The organism is Niallia alba (assembly GCF_012933555.1).
Taxonomy (GTDB): Bacteria; Bacillota; Bacilli; order Bacillales; family Cytobacillaceae; genus Niallia; species Niallia alba.
The window spans coordinates 2,724,669-2,744,425 of record NZ_JABBPK010000001.1 but is presented as its reverse complement, the minus strand read 5'-3'; the positions used below and the strand labels follow the sequence as shown (position 1 = coordinate 2,744,425).

General features: G+C 34.4%; 19 protein-coding genes. 12 read left to right on the top strand and 7 right to left on the bottom strand.

Annotated features, from left to right (window positions below):
• Positions 1-100 precede the first annotated feature (100 nt).
• The 8 genes from HHU08_RS13150 (at position 101) to HHU08_RS13115 (ending at position 6,955) form a co-directional block, all read left to right on the top strand.
• Positions 101-628: a P-loop NTPase family protein gene (locus HHU08_RS13150; RefSeq protein ID WP_169188643.1), complete on the top strand. Its 528-nt coding sequence runs from the start codon at positions 101-103 to the stop codon at positions 626-628.
• 106 nt (positions 629-734) lie between these two features.
• A complete protein-coding gene (locus HHU08_RS13145) occupies positions 735-1,538 on the top strand; it encodes a protein phosphatase 2C domain-containing protein (protein ID WP_016203670.1) in 804 nt (267 codons plus the stop codon).
• A gap of 148 nt (positions 1,539-1,686) precedes the next feature.
• On the top strand, positions 1,687-2,718 hold the full coding sequence (locus tag HHU08_RS13140; protein WP_016203671.1) for a glyceraldehyde-3-phosphate dehydrogenase: 1,032 nt from the start codon (positions 1,687-1,689) through the stop codon (positions 2,716-2,718).
• Between the two features lie 188 nt (positions 2,719-2,906).
• Positions 2,907-3,575, top strand: a complete 669-nt coding sequence (locus tag HHU08_RS13135; protein ID WP_302183196.1) for a DUF975 family protein — start codon at positions 2,907-2,909, stop codon at positions 3,573-3,575.
• A gap of 186 nt (positions 3,576-3,761) precedes the next feature.
• Positions 3,762-4,475 carry an ABC transporter ATP-binding protein gene (locus tag HHU08_RS13130; RefSeq protein ID WP_169188642.1) on the top strand — a complete coding sequence of 238 codons (714 nt, stop codon included), beginning with the start codon at positions 3,762-3,764 and terminating at the stop codon, positions 4,473-4,475.
• On the top strand, positions 4,468-5,637 hold the full coding sequence (locus HHU08_RS13125; RefSeq protein WP_169188641.1) for an ABC transporter permease: 1,170 nt from the start codon (positions 4,468-4,470) through the stop codon (positions 5,635-5,637). The genes HHU08_RS13130 and HHU08_RS13125 overlap by 8 nt, the downstream gene beginning before the upstream one ends.
• 36 nt (positions 5,638-5,673) lie before the next feature.
• Entirely contained in the window at positions 5,674-6,291 is a 618-nt protein-coding gene (locus HHU08_RS13120; protein ID WP_016203675.1) for an NUDIX hydrolase, read from the top strand.
• Between the two features lie 97 nt (positions 6,292-6,388).
• On the top strand, positions 6,389-6,955 hold the full coding sequence (locus tag HHU08_RS13115) for a nitroreductase family protein (protein ID WP_101731124.1): 567 nt from the start codon (positions 6,389-6,391) through the stop codon (positions 6,953-6,955).
• Positions 6,956-6,997: 42 nt separating this feature from the next.
• On the opposite strand, the gene HHU08_RS13110 is transcribed toward HHU08_RS13115, so the two are convergent.
• A complete protein-coding gene (locus HHU08_RS13110) occupies positions 6,998-8,062 on the bottom strand; it encodes a DmpA family aminopeptidase (protein ID WP_169188640.1) in 1,065 nt (354 codons plus the stop codon).
• 411 nt (positions 8,063-8,473) lie between these two features.
• Here HHU08_RS13110 and HHU08_RS13105 point away from each other — a divergent pair, with 411 nt between their 5' ends.
• The 3 genes from HHU08_RS13105 (at position 8,474) to HHU08_RS13095 (ending at position 11,998) form a co-directional block, all read left to right on the top strand.
• On the top strand, positions 8,474-9,256 hold the full coding sequence (locus HHU08_RS13105; protein ID WP_169188639.1) for a DeoR/GlpR family DNA-binding transcription regulator: 783 nt from the start codon (positions 8,474-8,476) through the stop codon (positions 9,254-9,256).
• Between the two features lie 28 nt (positions 9,257-9,284).
• A complete protein-coding gene (gene murA, locus HHU08_RS13100; RefSeq protein WP_169188638.1) occupies positions 9,285-10,589 on the top strand; it encodes a UDP-N-acetylglucosamine 1-carboxyvinyltransferase in 1,305 nt (434 codons plus the stop codon).
• A gap of 191 nt (positions 10,590-10,780) precedes the next feature.
• The gene (locus HHU08_RS13095; RefSeq protein WP_169188637.1) at positions 10,781-11,998 is read left to right on the top strand and encodes a threonine synthase; all 1,218 of its coding nucleotides are present in this window, start codon (positions 10,781-10,783) and stop codon (positions 11,996-11,998) included.
• Between the two features lie 11 nt (positions 11,999-12,009).
• Here the strand turns inward: HHU08_RS13095 and HHU08_RS13090 are convergent, their stop codons facing one another.
• Positions 12,010-12,306 carry a HesB/YadR/YfhF family protein gene (locus HHU08_RS13090; RefSeq protein ID WP_101731129.1) on the bottom strand — a complete coding sequence of 99 codons (297 nt, stop codon included), beginning with the start codon at positions 12,304-12,306 and terminating at the stop codon, positions 12,010-12,012.
• A gap of 404 nt (positions 12,307-12,710) precedes the next feature.
• Here HHU08_RS13090 and HHU08_RS13085 point away from each other — a divergent pair, with 404 nt between their 5' ends.
• On the top strand, positions 12,711-13,376 hold the full coding sequence (locus tag HHU08_RS13085) for a DUF975 family protein (protein WP_101731130.1): 666 nt from the start codon (positions 12,711-12,713) through the stop codon (positions 13,374-13,376).
• Positions 13,377-13,601: 225 nt separating this feature from the next.
• On the opposite strand, the gene HHU08_RS13080 is transcribed toward HHU08_RS13085, so the two are convergent.
• The 5 genes from HHU08_RS13080 to HHU08_RS13060 form a co-directional block, all read right to left on the bottom strand.
• The gene (locus HHU08_RS13080) at positions 13,602-13,979 is read right to left on the bottom strand and encodes a hypothetical protein (RefSeq protein WP_016203684.1); all 378 of its coding nucleotides are present in this window, start codon (positions 13,977-13,979) and stop codon (positions 13,602-13,604) included.
• 51 nt (positions 13,980-14,030) lie between these two features.
• Positions 14,031-14,876, bottom strand: coding sequence for an SDR family oxidoreductase (locus HHU08_RS13075; RefSeq protein ID WP_016203685.1), 846 nt, complete (start codon positions 14,874-14,876; stop codon positions 14,031-14,033).
• Positions 14,876-15,316, bottom strand: a complete 441-nt coding sequence (locus HHU08_RS13070; RefSeq protein WP_016203686.1) for a MarR family winged helix-turn-helix transcriptional regulator — start codon at positions 15,314-15,316, stop codon at positions 14,876-14,878. The genes HHU08_RS13075 and HHU08_RS13070 overlap by 1 nt, the downstream gene beginning before the upstream one ends.
• A 228-nt stretch (positions 15,317-15,544) precedes the next feature.
• Positions 15,545-17,728 carry an alpha-galactosidase gene (locus HHU08_RS13065; protein WP_169188636.1) on the bottom strand — a complete coding sequence of 728 codons (2,184 nt, stop codon included), beginning with the start codon at positions 17,726-17,728 and terminating at the stop codon, positions 15,545-15,547.
• 78 nt (positions 17,729-17,806) lie between these two features.
• Entirely contained in the window at positions 17,807-19,753 is a 1,947-nt protein-coding gene (locus tag HHU08_RS13060) for a sucrose-specific PTS transporter subunit IIBC (RefSeq protein WP_169188635.1), read from the bottom strand.
• Positions 19,754-19,757: the final 4 nt, after the last annotated feature.

Below are 19,757 nucleotides of genomic sequence, written 5' to 3'. Positions count from 1 at the left end.
TGAGCTTCTATCAAAGTTTTCTCTATTTGTAGAGTCAAATAGAATGACCATTTACTACAATTTCATGCATAATAGGACCCTTATAGAAAGGAGGAGTTTTATGGTGAAAACTGCTCCAAATAAAATCCATATTATCGGGTCCGTAGGTAGTGGAAAGACAACATTGGCGAGGGATTTATCAAAGATGATGCAAATTCCTTATTATGAATTAGATAATGTCGTTTGGAAGCGAACGGAAAATGGTGATAGTAGAAGAACGGAAGAAGAAAGAAAAGAATTTTTACATTCAATCACAGAAACGGATAAATGGGTTATTGAAGGAGTTCATAGTGAACCATGGGTTAGCAAAAGTTTCTATCAAGCAGATATAATTATTTTCTTGGATACTAATTATGCTATTCGAACATATTGGATTATAAAAAGATTTTTTAAACAAAAGCTTGGTCTAGAAAAAGCAAATTATCAACCAAATTGGCAGATTTTCTTTAAAATGTTTAAATGGAATAAACACTTTGAGCAAGTAGGGAAACCTTATTTTTTTAAGACATATGAAAAGTATCAAAATAAAATCTTTGTAGTTAAGAATAATAAAGCTATTTATCGGAAATATTTTTTGAAAAGTGATTGACATTATGAATGGCCGGAAGCTCCAATTGCGGAAGAGACTGAAATTATTGCATTATGTGAAAGGATAATAATATATTTTAAAGAAGTTATGCTTGAGGAAGTGAAATATGGAATATAAATGGGTAGGTAGTGATAAGCATTTTGTTGATCAAATTAATATTCTTCAGCTAAAAAATAACTTAGTAGTTGGCCGATTTGGAGGGAATTCATCTTCAGGTCAATATAAAAATGAGGACGGTTGCTTAATCTGGATAGATGAACAAAATGATTGGGAACTAGTGACTCTCTTAGATGCACATGATACAGCGCAGAGTGCAGATTTAGTCATAAAAAGTATTGATGAAAAACGAAAAGAGATAAAAATGATTCTACAATTATCGTTAAATCAAGTGTTTCCACAAATTACTTCCTTTTTCTTAAACCATTTTTCCAACGAGGAATTTCTAGAAAAATGCAAAATGATTCAAGGAGAAACTGCATGCTTAATCGTTATACGAAAAGAAAACTTTCTATGGTGGTTATCGATTGGTGATTGCATCCTTGCATTAAATCATCCAGAACTTGCAAGATTAGGAGAATACCAGCAAAATCATCGAAGTTTTTATGAATGGATTGGCCAAAATAGTACCTTCCATCAAGGAGTGCCCTCTTATAGTTTAGGAGTGAAAGAATTAAGGAAAGGAAAAACACATATATTTCTGACTACAGATGGTCTTACTGAATGTCCCAACAGTGATTATTATACAATTGCCCCTATCTTTCACCCATTTGGAAAGCTAACTAATCAAGAAGGAGTCTATAGCTTATTAAAAGACATAAAAAAGAACAAAGTTCGTGATAGTACAACAATCATTTCTTGGTTCGTAACCAATAAAGAAGAGTCTACAATGCCAAGTGATTTAAATAGGTAAAAGAAATCACCTACTTCCCTTAAGTCAATAGATAAGAAAAAATACATCTTATTTTAAAGGATAAATAAGATGTATTTTATTTCAAATGTGTTATACTTAATTGGTGATAATGATTAATTAGTATAACTTATTCAAAGGGGCGAATTGAATGACTATATCAGTTGCGATTAATGGGTTTGGGAGAATTGGAAGAATGGTTCTTAGAAATGCAATTAATGACCAAAATATACATATTACTGCTATTAATGCTAGTTATTCATCTGAAACGATAGCACATTTAATAAAGTATGACACAATTCATGGCAAGTTCCATGGTAAAGTAGTTGCTATGGATGATTCGATTGTTATCAATGGACAAAAAATCCTGTTAGTGAATAACCGTAATCCAGAAAATTTACCTTGGAAGGAACTAGATATTGATATTGTTATAGAAGCGACAGGTAAATTTAATGCAAGAGACAAAGCAGCCTTGCATTTGAAAGCCGGCGCAAAAAAAGTTGTATTAACAGCACCTGGTGTAAATGCGGATGCAACCATTGTGATGGGTGTGAATGAAGAGACTTTAAATATTAATAAACATTACATTATTTCCAATGCTTCGTGTACGACCAATTGCTTAGGACCAGTCGTTAAGGTTATAGATGAGCATTTCAAGATAAAAAATGGATTAATGACGACCATTCATTCCTATACAAATGATCAAAATAATATTGATAATCCGCATAAGGATTTGCGCAGAGCAAGATCTTGCGGACAAAATATTATTCCAACTACAACAGGTGCTGCTAAAGCTTTAAAACAGATTCTTCCTCACTTAGAAGGAAAACTTCATGGAATGGCATTGCGAGTACCAACCCAGAATGTTTCACTAGTGGATTTAGTCGTTGATTTAGAGAAAAATGTAACGTCAGAAGCTATTAATCAAGTCTTTGAAGAAGCAGCAAAAGGAAAGCTTAAAGGTATCCTTGCTATTACCGATGAACCTTTAGTATCTGTTGACTTTAACACAACTACCCAATCAGCCACCATTGATGCTTTATCTACAATGGTTATAGGACAAAACAAAGTAAAGATCCTTGCATGGTATGACAATGAATGGGGCTATTCAAACCGAGTAGTAGATTTAGTAAAACTCGTTGGAAGTAAAATGCGTGTGGAGATGGATAGTCAAGCAGTCTAAGAGAAATCTAGATCAGTAACATAGAAAAAGGATAGTTGTACAAGGTTATTTACCAAACGTACAAACTTTCCTTTTTCTATGTTTTTCTGTTATCTTCCATACATTTCTTTTTCATAAAAACAAATAAAACGCATATTTATATTTAGGGATGAAAGGAGGAATTTTTAAATAGCAGAATTAGGGGAGGAATGAAATTGAAGATAAGACAAATTAAATCACAAGCGAGGCAATCATTAAGAGGCTCATGGGGAAAAGGTGTTTTATTAACCTTAATTTATTTCCTTATTAGTATCGTTGTAACGACATTAATAGAAATTTTATTTAGTGGCGGGATTCATAATTGGCTTTATCAAGACTATTCTCCGCTTGGCTCAGAATTAATCAATTTTATTATCTATATCTTGTATATCCCGCTCACAGTAGGTATTCTCTGGTTTTATTTAGGACTTGTACGCGCGGAAAAACCTGAAGTTCCTCAAGTTTTCAGTATTTACATAAATGCTAATCTTTCTTTAAAGCTTATTGGAACAAATATTATGATCGGCATTTTTACTTTTTTATGGACTTTATTGTTAGTTATTCCTGGTATTATTAAAGGGCTAGCATATTCACAGACATTGTATTTGTTTAAAGACAATCCAGAGTATGGAATCTTTGAAGCAATTACGGAAAGCAGAAGAAGAATGGATGGATACAAGTGGAAATATTTTTTATTAAACTTAAGCTTTATTGGATGGGGTCTGCTTTGTATACTTTCATTAGGAATCGGCTTTCTTTGGTTAGTTCCTTACATCTATACCTCTAATGCCACTTTTTATCATAATCATATTGCGGAAAAAGAGGTTATTGAACTTTAAAATATTCGTCTTACAAGCAAATATATTTCGCAATCAGATGACTGCTTTATTTAGGACTACAATCGTGGTCCTATTTTTTTATGAATCTGGTATCCATCAAAGAAATTTTGTTTGTTTTATTTTAAAATAGAAACTTTCTTACATCTTTACTCGTATGTAATTGTAACAAGTGAGGGAGGATGTACAATGTCTCTTATAGATGTAGCGATACAATCGGCGGGATACGAGCAAAAGAAAGAAATTATTAAGGATATTGATTTTTCGATTGAGAAAGGAGAATTAGTTGGTTTAATTGGGCCGAATGGGGCTGGTAAAAGCACCACGATAAAGAGTCTATTAGGACTAATAGAACATATAGAAGGAAAGATATCATACATAGAGGACTTAAATTATTCTTATTTACCAGAACGACCCATTTTTTATGATGAATTAACATTATGGGAACATCTAGATTTTGTGGCAGCAGTGGAAGGATTAGAAGAAAAACAATACAAGCAAAAAGCAAATGAGTTACTAAATCAGTACAAACTATGGGACTACGCCCATGAAAATCCAACTAAATATTCTAAAGGGATGCAGCAAAAAGCGATGCTTATCCTTGCGATGATCACTAATCCTTTCCTTTATATTATTGATGAGCCATTTATGGGTCTTGATCCAAATGCAATGAAGCTTTTTCTTGAATCGATCGAAATGGAACGAAATCGTGGGGCTGGGATACTAATGTCTACCCATGTGTTAGACACAGCAGAAAAAATTTGTGATCGATTTCTTATAATACATAATGGTCACCTAGTTGCAAAAGGAACGTTAGATGATATTCGGGGACTGTGTCAGTTACCGGATGGCTCTCTGTATGATTGTTTTCATTTGCTCGCAGAGGATAATGAAAGTGAATAGTAGAAAGCTATTTTTTTCACGGTTGATCAAGAATTGGCGCTATCAATGGAATGTGTTTCGATCCATTGCAGATTGGACGGTAATTATCTATATTCTTGTCCCTGCAGTTATTTTTTGTGGAATCATCTACCGTTCATGGTGGATTGAATTACCTGTTTGGATTCACAACATCCCTTTTTTCATACCGTTTTTCTTTTTAGCCGTTCTTGCTTGGATTGGCCATATTCGTACCTATCTTGTCGAAGCGGATAAAGTATTTTTAGTAAAACAACTTGATTTGTTATGGAAATTAAAAATATTAAGTTATTGTAATTCCCTTTTTTGGCAAATCCTTGTTATGGGCGCAGGATTTCTATGCCTCTTACCGTTTTTGCTTCAATATTATTTGTTAAGCTGGCAGGAAATCCTTGTATTATTTGTCTATTTTAACGCCTTACAATCTTGCTTTCTATTACTTAAATACCATATCAGAAAAATTGCTTCCATTTTTCAAAAAAGCTTCATTATGTTTTTCCTATTTTTGATATGTATTTGGTCTAGCCAATGGATTTATCGTATCGTTGCTAACCAATATTATGTTCCGGTTTATGTTATTTCAGGTATCATTCTTATTTTGTCGATTTTCTTTAGTCTAAAAGCCTTACGTAAGATAGGTTCTCTTGACTTACATATTGAAATGGAACAGGAACGTAAAACAAGCATGGTTCAGTTTATTTATTTGGCAGCACCTGAAATAGAAAAGCCAGTGATCATGAACAGAAAAAGGCCGCGTACATTCAAAAATTCTAAACGGATTTTTAAAAAACGCACACCATCTAACGGTTTTATCGAATTATTTATTAAAATTATTCTGCGTAATTCTAGTTATTTATATGGCTATTTTATGTTGATTAACAGTACAACATGGGCAATGATTATCGTACCGCCATTATGGCTAAAAATAATTATTTTTATCGGTTTTTCTATCATGATGTATGGATGGTTAATTAGTTTATGGAATAAAGTGTGTCAATACCATCCATTAATGAAAAAGTATATGGAAAGTGATGACTTTTTTTCTGCAAGGAAAAAGGGAGTAATGGTAATGATTGCTCTTGCTTTAGGAATCGTATTCTTTTTTAACTATGTGGCTTGGTATGTTATGAAGATGGTAGGTGTTTAGATTATTTAACTTTATTTCAATATTGGAGGTCATATTATGGAACCGAAATGGTTGCAATGGGGAAAACAGCTTCAAGCAATTGCACAAGCAGGTTTAACGTATTCGAAAGATGTATATGATTTGGAAAGATTTGAAGACATCAGGAAATTAAGCATGGAGATAATGTCGGAATATACAAAGATGGATACAACTAGTATACGCGAACTTTTTGCGAATGAAACAGGTTATGCAACTCCGAAGGTAGATATTAGAGCAGTAGTCTTTAAAGATGAGAAAATTTTGATGGTGAAAGAAAAGACAGATAAATCTTGGGCATTACCAGGAGGCTGGGGAGATATTGGCTTAACACCAGCAGAAGTAGCCGTTAAAGAAGTACGAGAAGAATCGGGATATCAAGTAAAAGCGGTAAAACTAATTGCTGTAATGGATAAGAAGTGCCATCCACATCCCCCTTCTCCATATCATGTGTATAAAATGTTTCTTCAGTGTGAGATTGTGGGAGGAGAGGCGAAGGAAGGAATAGAAACTAGTTCGGTCGAATTTTTTTCAGCAGATGCACTTCCTCCTTTATCGATTCCTAGAAATACGGAATCACAAATCCAATTAGCGTTTAAGCATCTTTATAACCCGGGAGAGGCTGTATATTTTGATTGATTACCTAATTTGTCTTAACTAAAATCAATTGGTTGATTTGTAATTTTTAAATAATTAAAATAAGAGAGAAATGAAAAAAATTAGAGGATGGATTATTATGAAAGAAAAAGAAATACAACAATTTCGTCAATCAGACCATGAGATTGATCCCATTTTTTTAAATCGATGGTCTCCCCGTTCATTTTTAAAAAAAGAAGTACCAGAAGAAATGCTAATGCGCTTGTTTGAGGCTGCTCGTTGGGCACCTTCTGCCAATAATTTGCAGCCATGGCGTTTTATTATTGCTCGAACACCAGAAGAACGAGCACTATTCCATTCATTTATTTTTGAAAGAAATTTAGAATGGTGTAAAAATGCTCCAGTATTAGCAGTGCTTATTTCGGATAAACAGAACGGAATGCATGCTTTTGACAGTGGGACAGCATGGGGCTTCTTATCTTTGCAGGCTATTAAAGAAGGTTTGAAAACACATGCGATTGGTGGATTTGATAAGGCAAAGGCTCGAGAAGTCTTAAATATTCCAGAAGAATTTGATATTCAAGTAACTATCGCAATAGGGTATCAAGGCGAAAAAGAGGCATTGTCTGAAGACTTTCAAGCACGAGAGCAACCATCTAATCGTCGTCCTTTATCCGAATCGATTTTAGAAGGGAAGTATAAATAATAAAAAAACAGACGCACTAATGATACAAATGCGTCTGTTTTTTTAGCAAAGACTAATATGATGTTTATTTATTAAATCTTGTAGGGTTGGTCGTTCGTTTCCCTCGCGTCCAATTACATGTGTCGCTGTAATGAGAGAATTTAGCACAGCTTCTTCAGTAGCTTCTCCAACTGCTCTAAAAGCTTTATCTATATCCTCTTCATGAATTGTTGATACAGGCACACTCGAATATGGATTTTCGTGCGGAATTTTTGTGGCTGTAGAAAAACCAATTACTACTTCACCGCTGCCTGTCGTAATGATGGAACCAGTACGAGCGAGTCCAGTGACAGCACGCTTAATAATGCGATTTAATTGTCTCTCTGAAACAGGAAGATCTGTTGCGACTATTATAATGACTGATCCCTTATCCTTATCATTTTTTGCTTGAATAAGATGCTCTTTTAGTTCCTGCCCAATTGGCTTTCCAGCTATCACTAAATCGCTCAATATTCCGAAATTAGTCAAGGTTAAGACACCCAATGTATAGCTACCATGTTTCATATCTATTATACGTGATGACGTACCAATTCCTCCCTTTAAGGAGTAACATAACATGCCGCGACCTGCTCCAATTGAACCTTCCTCAAACGTAGGTGAGGCATTGACAATCGCATCGAAAACATGTTGTTTGGTGATATTTCTTGCTCTTATATCATTCAGGAACATATCATTACATTCACAAACAATCGGATTAACGGTTCCTGTAGTCTTACCGATTTCCGTATTATTATCTAGCATATATTCAATTAATGCATCTGCAGCAGCACCAATGCTTAATGTATTTGTTAAAAGGATAGGGGTTTCGATTGTTCCTAATTCATTTATTTGCATCAAACCCATCGTTTTTCCAAAGCCATTAATAACATGACTTGAAGCAATTACCTTTTCCTTAAATACGTTTCCTTGATGTGGCAATATTGTTGTAACACCTGTTTGTGTATCACCATTTTTTAAGGTAACATGGCCAACTGTAACGCCATCGACATCTGTAATGGCATTTTTGCTTCCAGTTTTTAGTTTACCTATCGTAACTCCATAATCCCGTATCCGCTTTTGTTTGATCATAAATAACCTACCTTCCGTATTGATAGTATTATTTTTTCAAAATGAAAGAAATTTATCAAGTTTTTCACAAACTCATTCGAAATAATTTATAAAAACAGTCGTTTCATCTTGTAAGTGTTTATTAGGAGCGAAAATGGCGAGAGAAACAGCAAGACGAATGGAATATGATATAAAGCTTTAATATGATGAAAACAATAAATGATAAAGATTGCTGGTGAAGCAGTCTTTTTTGTACTTTCCTTCTTTAAATGCTTGCTAAACAATACACTATTCAAAATAAGAACAAATGTTCTCTCATGGTAAAAAAACGAATAAAACGGAATGAAAATGAAAGAAAAAGAATAATAAGTTTGACAAAACTTAATAAAACGGAATAATATAAATTTAGATTTTAATGAGAAAGGGTAGCATATGTTAGCGGAGGAAAGAAGACAAAGAATTTTAGAAATTATAGCAAGAGATGGCAAAGTAATCGCCAAAGATTTAGCAGCTAAATTTGAAATGTCCCTTGATTCGATAAGAAGAGACTTATCCATTATGGAAGAACAAGGATTACTGCAAAAAACATATGGTGGTGCCATTCTTCCTGAACCAACACCTAAAGTGCGGACAATGTCGCAACCAGATGCAATTAGATACGGAGCAGGTGCTCCACATGAAAATGCTATATCTAAATTAGCAGCTTCCTGCATTAAAAAAAATGATACTGTTTTTATTGGAGGAGCAGGTATTCATTATGGAATGATGAAATATTTGCCAACTGATTTCCCTTATACAATCATTACCAATTCTCTAAAAATTGCCGAACATATTAGAACACGAGAGAATATTAGTTCCTATTTAATCGGTGGAAAGCTAAGGGGTGTTTCATCTGGTAGTATGATAGATTGTCTGGCTATGGAAATGATGCGTAAATTTTCTTTGGATATTTGTTTTTTAACAGGAGGAGGAATTAACGTAAAAGGTATTAGTACTTCTACTCCTGAAGCTGCAGCATTTGCACAGACAGTTTCCAGTGTTGCCAAAAAAGTGGTATGCTTAGCACCACATGAAAAGATAGGAATTGAAATGTTTATGCAATCCGTACCAATAGAGGATATTGATATCTTCATTACAGATTTAGGCGCTCAGGAAAAAACAATCCAGGAGATAAAAGAGAAGAGACTGAAAGTAATCTTTGCTGATTTACATTAGTTAGAAAGAACGGAATAGGAGATTCATAATGAGATGGATGAAGATAGAAGGACCTTCAAAGCTAGAAGGATCCCTAACAGTACCAGGATCGAAAAATAGTTCACTAGCGATTCTTGCTGCAGCATGCTTAGCTAGTGAGCCAGTAACGTTAAAGAATATCCCAAATATTGCAGATTTTCGTGTATTGCGTGAAATTGGGGAAGAAATTGGATGTGTCATGAATCGAGATATTCTAGGAGATGTTCATATTGACCCAACTAATATAAATAACCCCATTATTGAACCAGAAAAGTCTGGTAAATTTAGAACAGCCTATTATTTTATTGGTGCATTACTTGCTAAATTTGGGAAAGTGTCCCTTGGCTATCCAGGTGGAGATGATTTTGTAAGCAGACCAATTGATCAACATATAAAAGCATTCGAGAAAATGGGAGCTACCTTTACTTTCCATAAAGATTATTATATTGTAGAGGCTACTCGATTAAATGGCGCAACCATTTATTTTGATACAATAACTTCAGGCGCAACCGTTAATAGTACGCTAGCAGCAGTACTAGCTGAAGGAGAAACGATCTTATTAAATGCGGCAAGAGATCCAGAAGTAACGGATACAGCATTATTTTTAAATCAAATGGGTGCAAAAATTACAGGCGCTGGTACGGATACAATTAAAATTAAAGGTGTTAAACAATTAAATGGCTGTAGCTACAGTGTTATTCCCGATCGACTTATTGCAGGAGCTTTTCTCATATCTTCTGGGATTACAGGAGGCACTATTACAGTAGAAGATATCATTCCTGAGCATCTTACATCCTGTCTTACAAAATTAAAAGAAATTGGTGTAGGCATTGAAATAAAGGAAAATAATATTACGTCCTTTTTGGACGGAAGAATTAATGCGACAAGAGTAAGAACTGCTATGTTTCCAGGATTTCCTACAGACTTACAGCAGCCTTTAACCGTATTACTAACACAAGCGAATGGAAGAAGTGTACTGCGGGAAACCGTTTATCCAAACCGATTTAATCATGTATATCAGTTGAATAAAATGGGTGCTAGTATAGAGGTAGCAAATGGAGTAGCGCATATAAAAGGGAAGTCTTCGTTACAAGGCGCATTAGTTAATGCTTCGGATGTTCGTGCAGGAATATGTCTTATGCTTGCAGGAGTAATTGCGGAAGGAACGACAACGATTACAGGAATCGAACATATTGAACGTGGCTACGATGAAGCAGTTACAGCATTTAATAGCCTAGGTGCAAATATTTCATTACATCAGTCTGATGAAATAACCGATGATCTAATGATTGCAGAAGTAAAAAAAATTAATTAGTATATCGAAATTGTATAATCTCACATACTTTAATATAATGATAGATAGATAATAATAACTCTAGCTGATTGGAAAAACCAAAGGCATCCTTTTTAGAGGATACCTTTGGTTTTTTTTCGTTTGTTAGACAATTAATTCTTTCTATGTATCTTGTAAATGTGTAATGAATAATTTTATATTGGAGGAAAACGATGTCTTATAGCTATGTTTCACATTTAGAATGTCCAAAATGCCAGGCTGTGTTAGAGGTGACAGAGGTTCAGCAGCTTTGCGCCTGTGGCTCTCCTTTGTTAGTTCGTTATGATTTAGAGAAAGTAAAGGAGCATGTTTCGAAGGAAAGCATCGGAAGACGACCAACTAGTTTGTGGCGCTATCATGAACTTTTACCAGTTAGTGCAAAAGAGAATATAGTTACATTAGGAGAAGGATGGACGCCGTTAGAAAAAATGCCCCAATTAGGAAAGCATTATCAGCTATCTAATTTATACATAAAGGATGAAGGGATTATTCCAACTGGTTCTTTTAAAACAAGAGGGGCAAGTGTAGGAATTTCCAAAGCGAAAGAGCTCGGGGTTAAACAACTTGCCATGCCGACAAATGGAAATGCTGGCGCTGCATGGGCCCTTTATGCAGCAAAGGCAAACATTAAAGCAACCATTGTTATGCCTGTAGACGCACCTGCAATAACTAGAAAAGAAGTGTTTATTTCTGGAGGAGATTTGCATTTAGTCGATGGACTTATTAGTGATGCTGGCAAAATCGTCGGCAAATTAGTCGCAGATAAAGGGGTATATGATGCTTCTACCTTGAAAGAGCCTTACCGTATCGAAGGAAAGAAAACAATGGGTTATGAGATTGTAGAACAATTTGGTTGGAATGTACCTGATGTTATTTTATATCCAACTGGTGGAGGTGTCGGTATTATTGGCATTTACAAAGCTTTAAAAGAAATGCAAGAGCTCGGCTGGATTTCAGATAATAAACTTCCTAGACTTGTAGCTGTTCAAGCGGAAGGGTGTTCCCCTATTGTGGAAGCTTGGAAAAATGGCGAGACAGAATCTGCTTTTTTTGAAAACTCAGAGACCTGTGCTTTTGGAATAAATGTACCAAAAGCTTTAGGAGATTTCCTTGTGCTAGAAAGCTTATATCATACAAATGGCTGCGCGATTGCTGTTTCAGAAACCGAATTACTTACTGCACAAAAACTAGTTGCTGAGCTTGAAGGTAATTTTATCTGTCCAGAAGGTGCGGCAACCTTTGCCGCTGCTGAAAAGTTAAGAAAAGAAGGGTGGATAAAGGAAGAGGAAGTCGTCGTTTGTTTAAATACTGGTGCAGGAATAAAATATCCAGAAACGGTAGAACTAGCAAATATCCCGACTTTACAGCCAGGAGAGTTTATTGAAAGATAATCCAAGCAAGCTTATTTCGGCATTTTATATTGATATTCTACTTCATCCATTGTTTCGTTATACTCCACATATAAGTCATGGCCATTAAAAAACCAAACATCTGTTTCTTCAACATAGAACTGAATCTCTTCTACTGTGACACTAGATATCGCATCAACTGGAGCCTCTATAGAAAATCCTAATGAAAAGTTCTCTTGAACTGGACTATTTCCATATATCATCGGATAAAAGCGCACATGACTTCCCGCTTGTAAACCAACTTCATCCTTAAACCATGTTAACGCAGCATTGCTAATGTGTATATTCAATGTATGTTTCCTCCTTAATAATAAAATGCTGTATTTTCTATTCATTTTCTATCATATCATTTCATTACCTAACAATGTAAATGCTTTATATTTATAAAACTATGTATTATTTCTAAAATCTTTTAGCTGATAAGAAAAGTTAGGAGGGAGGTGAGAGAAGAATTTAAATTTAATGGATAAGATTGGATTTAACGCTGAGTGAGAAATAATCACTTGTCTTATTAATTATTTGAAAAGCAGGATTTAAAAATAACGATTCTAATATCCAGGATAGTTAGAAACTAGTAGAGGCATAAAACTAATTAGTTTTAAACATGGAAATTTTGGGGTATTTATCAAATAATTCTTTATTATTACAAAAAAATAGTTATAATGATAAGGAGTAATATAAAGGAGGATACAAATTGAAGATTTCAGAAATTAAGTATGATGCAAGACAATCATTGAAAGGAGAATGGGGAAAGGTAGTAGGACTTACTTTCTTATATCTTGTTTTAAGTGCTGGTATAAATCTCTCGATTGAAATATATGCTAGTGGCGGATTCATAAACTGGTTAAATCAAGAATACACACCACCACTTGCATCGATATTAACTGCCATTATTAGTGTTATATTAATACCTTTATCTATAGCAATAGTATGGTTTTATCTAGATCTTGTTAGAGAAAAAAATGCGGAGATTTCACAAGTTTTCACTATTTATACAGACGTAAAGGTAATGTTAAAAGTGATAGGTGCGTCTATCATGGTAGGTATTTTTACTTTTTTATGGTCCTTATTATTAATAATTCCTGGAATTATTAAAGGTCTAGCATATTCACAAACTTTTATGTTATTAAAAGATCATCCAGAATATTCGATTTTCGAAGCAATTACAGAAAGCAGAAGAAGAATGCATGGATACAAGTGGAAATATTTCTTATTAAATTTAAGCTTTATTGGTTGGGGCATTTTATGTCTAATTTCATTAGGGATAGGTTTTTTATGGTTAACTCCATATGTTTATGCATCTAATGCAACTTTTTATCAGAATTTAATTGCTGATACCGATGAAAAAGAAATACTTTAATTTTAATAATGAATTTCTACAACAACCGAAAAACATTGTCACAATGATGATTTTCGGTTGTTGTATTTTTAATTGAAGGTGAAGGTTAATAATAAAAAAAATTTAATTTTGTCTCACTATCTAAAGTATACTTTAATATGAGATGTGATTTAGCGAGTTTTAAATTGCTGTGTATAATATATATTATGTTTGGGGCGTTATAATAAATATAAGAATATAGTAAAACTACATTCTCTCTACTCTATTCTTATACTGTTTATCTTTAATATTAGTTAAATCAATAAATTTCGTACTATATTCAATGATATCATTCATATATAATTGGTGTGATTTTGCAAATTGTTTTGCATCTTCAAGCAATTGCTTATCATAAGTTGTTTTATACTGAACACGATCTTTTGGTCTAGATTCCTTAGAGAATTCTACAATTCCGGTTGTTAATAAATTTTTAAGTCCGTTTTCAATTAAATAATTAATATGTGTATCGTATTCTTCAGACATTCGATTTAATTTATTAATGATTTCTTTACTAATATTAGTTCTGAATTTAATCCTTGTTTGATCTGTTTCTTGAATCAATTTTCCGTTTACTAATCTCCACAAAATGGTAATCCTCCTATAATAATGAATATTTCTTGTGTTTGCTGTTAATCCTTAGATCCAACTCTCTTTAAAATCCTCTATATATTTTCTAATATTTGTAGGCGTTTTGCCTGTTACTTTTTCATAATCATGCTTAATTCCTTTTGCAAGGCCAAGTTTTGTCGGCATATGAACACCAACGACAACATTTACAAATCCTTCATCTTCACCTATTTTCTTCATATATTCCCTAAATTCTTTGACTGATGGGTTTGTATATTGAATTTTTACTCCAAGCACTTCGGTCATTATACTTGCAACATCAAAAAAGTCGAGAGCTTCATTCCCTGTTACGGCATAAATTTGGTTTTTATGCTTTCCTTCATTAACTAGCGTTAAAGCAGAGATTTCAGCAAGATCTCTAGTATCAATAAAGCTTGTTTTCCCTTTACCTGCTGGAACAAAGATACGTTGTCTTTCTTTAATTTCCTTACAAAGAAAATCATTTAAATTTTGCATAAAATATCCGGCGCGAACAAATGTATAAGGTATGTTATAGCTTTTTATTAGCTTTTCCATTTTGTAATGGTGGATAAATGGCATGAATTGGACGTCTTTTAACGATAAATAGGTAATGTGTTTAATCTCTTTATCCTTTGCCTTTTCTAAAAAAGTAGCGAATGGAAGGTTTTCACCAGGTGGGTACATTAAAAAAATGCGGTCAATATTTTCAAGAGCCCCATCAAATGTAGTTGGATCTGAAAAATCAAGACTAACGTATTCATATATATCACCAAACTTAGCTCTAGCTCTTTCAACATTTCGAACCCCACATAATATTGGTATATCTATGTCTTTTAAATAGTTAGCAACCTGTAATCCAACTTTTCCCGTAAAACCTGTTACTAAAATCTTCATCATATATCTCCCCTGTTGTTATAACTATCTATTCTATCTGAGATCTTATTTAACATGCGTATTGTGTTTAATAGCTCTTCTTCAGAAAAATCATGCAAAATGTATTGATACAACTCAACATGCTCTCTTTTTTTGCTTTGTACAAGTTTTTTTCCTTTTTCAGATAAAACTAAAGTGACAACTCTTCGGTCTATTTTACTTCGGTTCCTTTCAATTAATCCTAAGTTTTCAAGCTTATCAGCAATGCCAGTTGCAGCACCTGATGTCACACCAAAATGCTCTGATATTTCCCTTGTTCTAATTTCACCTTTATTTTGAATCATAAAAAGAAATATCATTAAGTTATGGGTAATCACTCCTTCATCTCTAGGCTTCATAATTGAAACACTTACTTCACTTGCTCTTTTTAATGAAGTTAATAAATTTTCAAAGATGTTCATACAATGGACCTTCCTTTATAAATACTTTAGTAACTAAGATACTTTATTTTTAAGTATATTACTAATTAAGATAATATTCAAGTTGTAACGGTAAGTAATGAAGATGATATCTTCAAGGATAATGATCAATGATCAAATAATGAAAGCCGGTGGAATCCTACGAAGAGTAAAATTCCACCGGCTTTTTCATCTCAGAGGAGGTCTTGTCCCAGTCTCATATGAATTGTTTTACCTATTAACTTTGATAAAATGATAAATTAAGGTTTTATAATCTTCTTTCACTCGAGGAATAGTTACACCAGCATAATTAAGTTCACTACCAGAATACATTCTACCAGTGTCCATTTCCTTATATGTTGCATAATCATCTAGATAATTAACAGGTAAATAGTTTACTGGTACAGCAGGACGAGCTACTCCGTTAAAATAAATGACTATTGCTTCTTCCTCATTTTTAAACATCCAAGCCGTTTCAAAATATTCTCCTGGGGACTTTAATCGATAAAATTCCCCAAATTGAAATAGTTTTCTATGCTGTTTATAAAAGGATATTTGGTTTTCTATTTCTGTGAGTTCCTCTTTTGATACATCCATTAAGTTAAGTTCATAACCAAAATTGGCACTCATTGCTACTAAACCTCTAGTTTCAAGAGAGGTTATCCTTCCTACTTGATGATTCGGTACAGGTGAAACATGTGCGGCCATCATAATGGGAGGATAAAGCAAACTGTATCCATATTGGATTTTTGTCCTACATAAGGCATCTGTATTATCGCTCGTCCAATTTTGGGCCATGTAATACATCATTCCAGGATCAAATCTTCCCCCTCCACTTGAACAATTTTCAAATAGTACATTGGGAAATTGTTTCACTAGCTTCTCGAGAATTCGATATAAGCCAAGTATATATCGATGACTTATCTCTCCTTGTTGATCTTTAGGGAAGGCTGCACTCCCAATATCGGTTAAATGACGGTTCATATCCCATTTAATATAATCAATTTTGCCTGTTTCTAAATGTTCTGTTAATACATTTATTAAAAAGTCTTGCACTTCACGATTTGATAAATCTAGGACTAGCTGTCTTCTTCCTTCTAAAGGTGAATATGCAGGGCTATGTATAACCCAATCAGAGTTTGCTTTAAATAGTTCGCTATTTCTTGAAATCATTTCTGGTTCAAACCATAAACCAAATTTCATTCCTTTATTTCTCACCATCTCAGCTAAGCCAGCTATTCCGTTCGGTAACTTTTCCTTATTCTCCTTCCAATCTCCAAGCGAGGAAGTATCATCCATTCTGTTGCCGAACCACCCATCATCTAAAACAAACATTTCCATGCCGACCTGTGATGCTAATTCAGCTAATTTTTCACATTTTTCTTCTGATATATCAAAGTAATTAGCTTCCCACGTATTTAATAGAATCGGTCGTTCGCGATTTCGAAAGGGCTTTGGACATAGATGTTCTTGATAGAGTTTATGAAAAGTGTTGCTCATATGATTTAATCCCTGATTAGAATAAACCATCACAGCTTCTGGTGTTTCAAATTTACCTCCAGGTGAAAGCTTCCATGAAAATCCTTCTGCATTTATGCCGAGCTGTACTCGTGATGAACCATATTGTTCTACTTCTACTTGTGCTTGAAAATTCCCACTATAAATGAGATGAAATGCACGTGCTTCTCCACTAAATTCATCTGTATTTGGGTTTAAAAGTGCTAAAAATGGTTGATGTTGTGGACTACTTACACCACGAGTACTTTCTATTTTTTGAATACCATTATGCAATCTCCTTCTGCTAATGTTTGCCTCATTCGTATGGGACCCGTAAAGAGTTAACAAATCAAAAGTAGTTGACGCGATATCTACTTGAAGACTTCCTGCATTGTCAAGGAATACTTCTTGATTACCGTAATTTAAGAATGTTACATGTCGTGTTATTACAGGTAGTTGTTCATAAAGATGATAGAAAAGCTTCATTTCCAACTTCTGAATATCATCATAAAGGGTAATAGTCAGTGTAGTAACTTCTGAATCTTTGCCTTCTAATGTGGGTAACCCCTCTATGCGCTTTTTCCCAGTTTGAATTTCGAATTTCTTATAAGAAAAATCTGTTCGTGTATGATTCGTATGAGAACGTATTGTATAATTCGAGATTCGGTGATCACCGCTTTGTTGCGTACTTGTTTCCAGAGGTAGTGCATTTAAGCTAAACACTCTCTCATCAGGAATTGGATTAGTTGCAAAACCACGATCAATCATTTGAAGCTGGGTGCTGCCATTAAAACTTTCTAATCTTCTACCCCAATAACGATGGGTGACGTATTTTTCTTTTTCTATTGAAATCACATAACTCAATATTTCGTTTTGTAGATGGAGTGTTTTTCCATCTTTTTCAAGAAAAATAGGCAAATTAATACCTCCTATAAACAAGTTGTTTCTTTCTATCTCAATTGGTTTCTTATAATCTAGTACATAGATTACTTAAGGTTATTTGTTTACTGATGGGATTAACGTGATTGCTTTTTCTCCAACAGTCAGTTCTGCATCGACCATGCTTTTAACCTCTTCATAAGCTTTGGAATTCGTGACAATTATCATCACAGTAGAATCAAAACCGGCTTCGTGAATCTTCTCGATATCAAATTCGCCAAGCAAGTCCCCTTTCTTTAACTTCTGACCTTGCTTAACATAGGTTTTGAACCCTTCCCCTGCTAATTTTACTGTGTCTATCCCGATATGCAAAAGAATCTCTGCTCCCTTTTCCGTTTGAATGCCATAAGCATGTTTGGAATCGTTTGTAACAGTTAGAATACCTTCAGCTGGGGCATATATTTTGCCGATTCGAGGGATAATAGCAATTCCTTTTCCCATTGCGCCTGAAGCGAAAACTGGATCATTTACAGTAGCTAAATCAATAGCCTTCCCCTCAACCGGAGCAGCGATTTCTTCGTTTGTTGCTATATTAGTAACAGGAGTAGTGCTTCTTTCTGTTGTACTGGTACTTCCAGTATTAATAGATGAAACTTTTAATTTATTTCGCCCATAAATCATTGTTGCTACGAATGCGAGTATAAAACTAATTAATATTCCAACCATAAACATTGGAATTGATTTTGGAGCTATTGCAATGAAACCAATTAATCCTGCAGGACCTAAAGATACATTACGTACTCCTGTAAAGCCCATGAATGCTGCTCCTATACCAGCTGCAACCAAAGCAATAAAAAATGGGAATTTCAATTTTAAGTTAATCCCAAACATCGCGGGTTCAGTTATACCTAACATAGCTGAAAAAGATGCTGATGATGCTAGCCCTTTTTGTTTTTGATTTTTTGATATAAAGAAAATAGCTAAACATGCCGCTCCTTGTGCTACGTTAGCAGCAGAAGCTATCGGAAAAAGAAAACTTCCGCCTGTTTTGGCAATATCTGCAAGTAGTTGTGTCTCAATTGCTGGGAAGGATTGATGCAAGCCTGTTAATACAACTGCAGAATAACCCAAACCAAATAATCCATACCCTACTCCACCAAGCGTATCGATTAACCAGAGCAACCCATCTGTTAATTGATTTGAAACACCACGTAATAAAGGTCCAACAAATGCGAATGTAACAAATCCTGTAATAATCACGGATAATAATGGTGTAAAAGTAAAATCGATTGCATTGTTTAAATGTTTATGGAAGAACTTTTCAAGTGTTGCCAAAATCCAAGCAACTCCAATTACCGGCAATACTTGACCTTGATAACCCGCTTGAGCAATTTGCAAGCCAAAGACATCCCAATATGGCATCTGTCCCGTAGCTAATGCCTCTGCTACGCCATAACCATTTACTAAATTAGGCATAACAAGCATCATACCTGCTGCTGCACCAAGGTAAGGATTTCCTCCAAAACGTTTTGTTGCGGAAAAACCAATTAAAATAGGCAAGAAGGCAAAGGGAGCTGAAGCCATTAAGTTAACAATATCTGCAAAACCTTGTATACCTGGTATCATCTCTACAATCGATTGTGGACCAAACAAACCTTGTCCAGTTAAAACATTATTTAAAGCCATCAATAAACCACCAGCTACTAAAGCAGGTATTAGCGGTACGAAGATATCAGATAATAGCTTTACTAGTTTCATTACAGGATTGGTTTCTTTTTTCTCCGTAACCTCTTTCAACTCTTCTTTTGTAGCTTCGCCAACACCTGTGATAGTAATTAATTCTTTATAAACAACATTTACATCACCAGGACCGACGATGATTTGGTATTGGCCATTTGCTTTAAAAGTTCCCTTTAAATCAGGATCCTCATCCAAAGAGATTTGATCGATCTGCTTCGTATCTTTAACAACTAAGCGTAGTCTTGTTGCGCAGTGTGTAGCAGCAATTAAGTTGTTTTCCCCTAAAGCTTTTGCTATCCGTTCTGCCACTTCTCTGTGTTTCATGTGA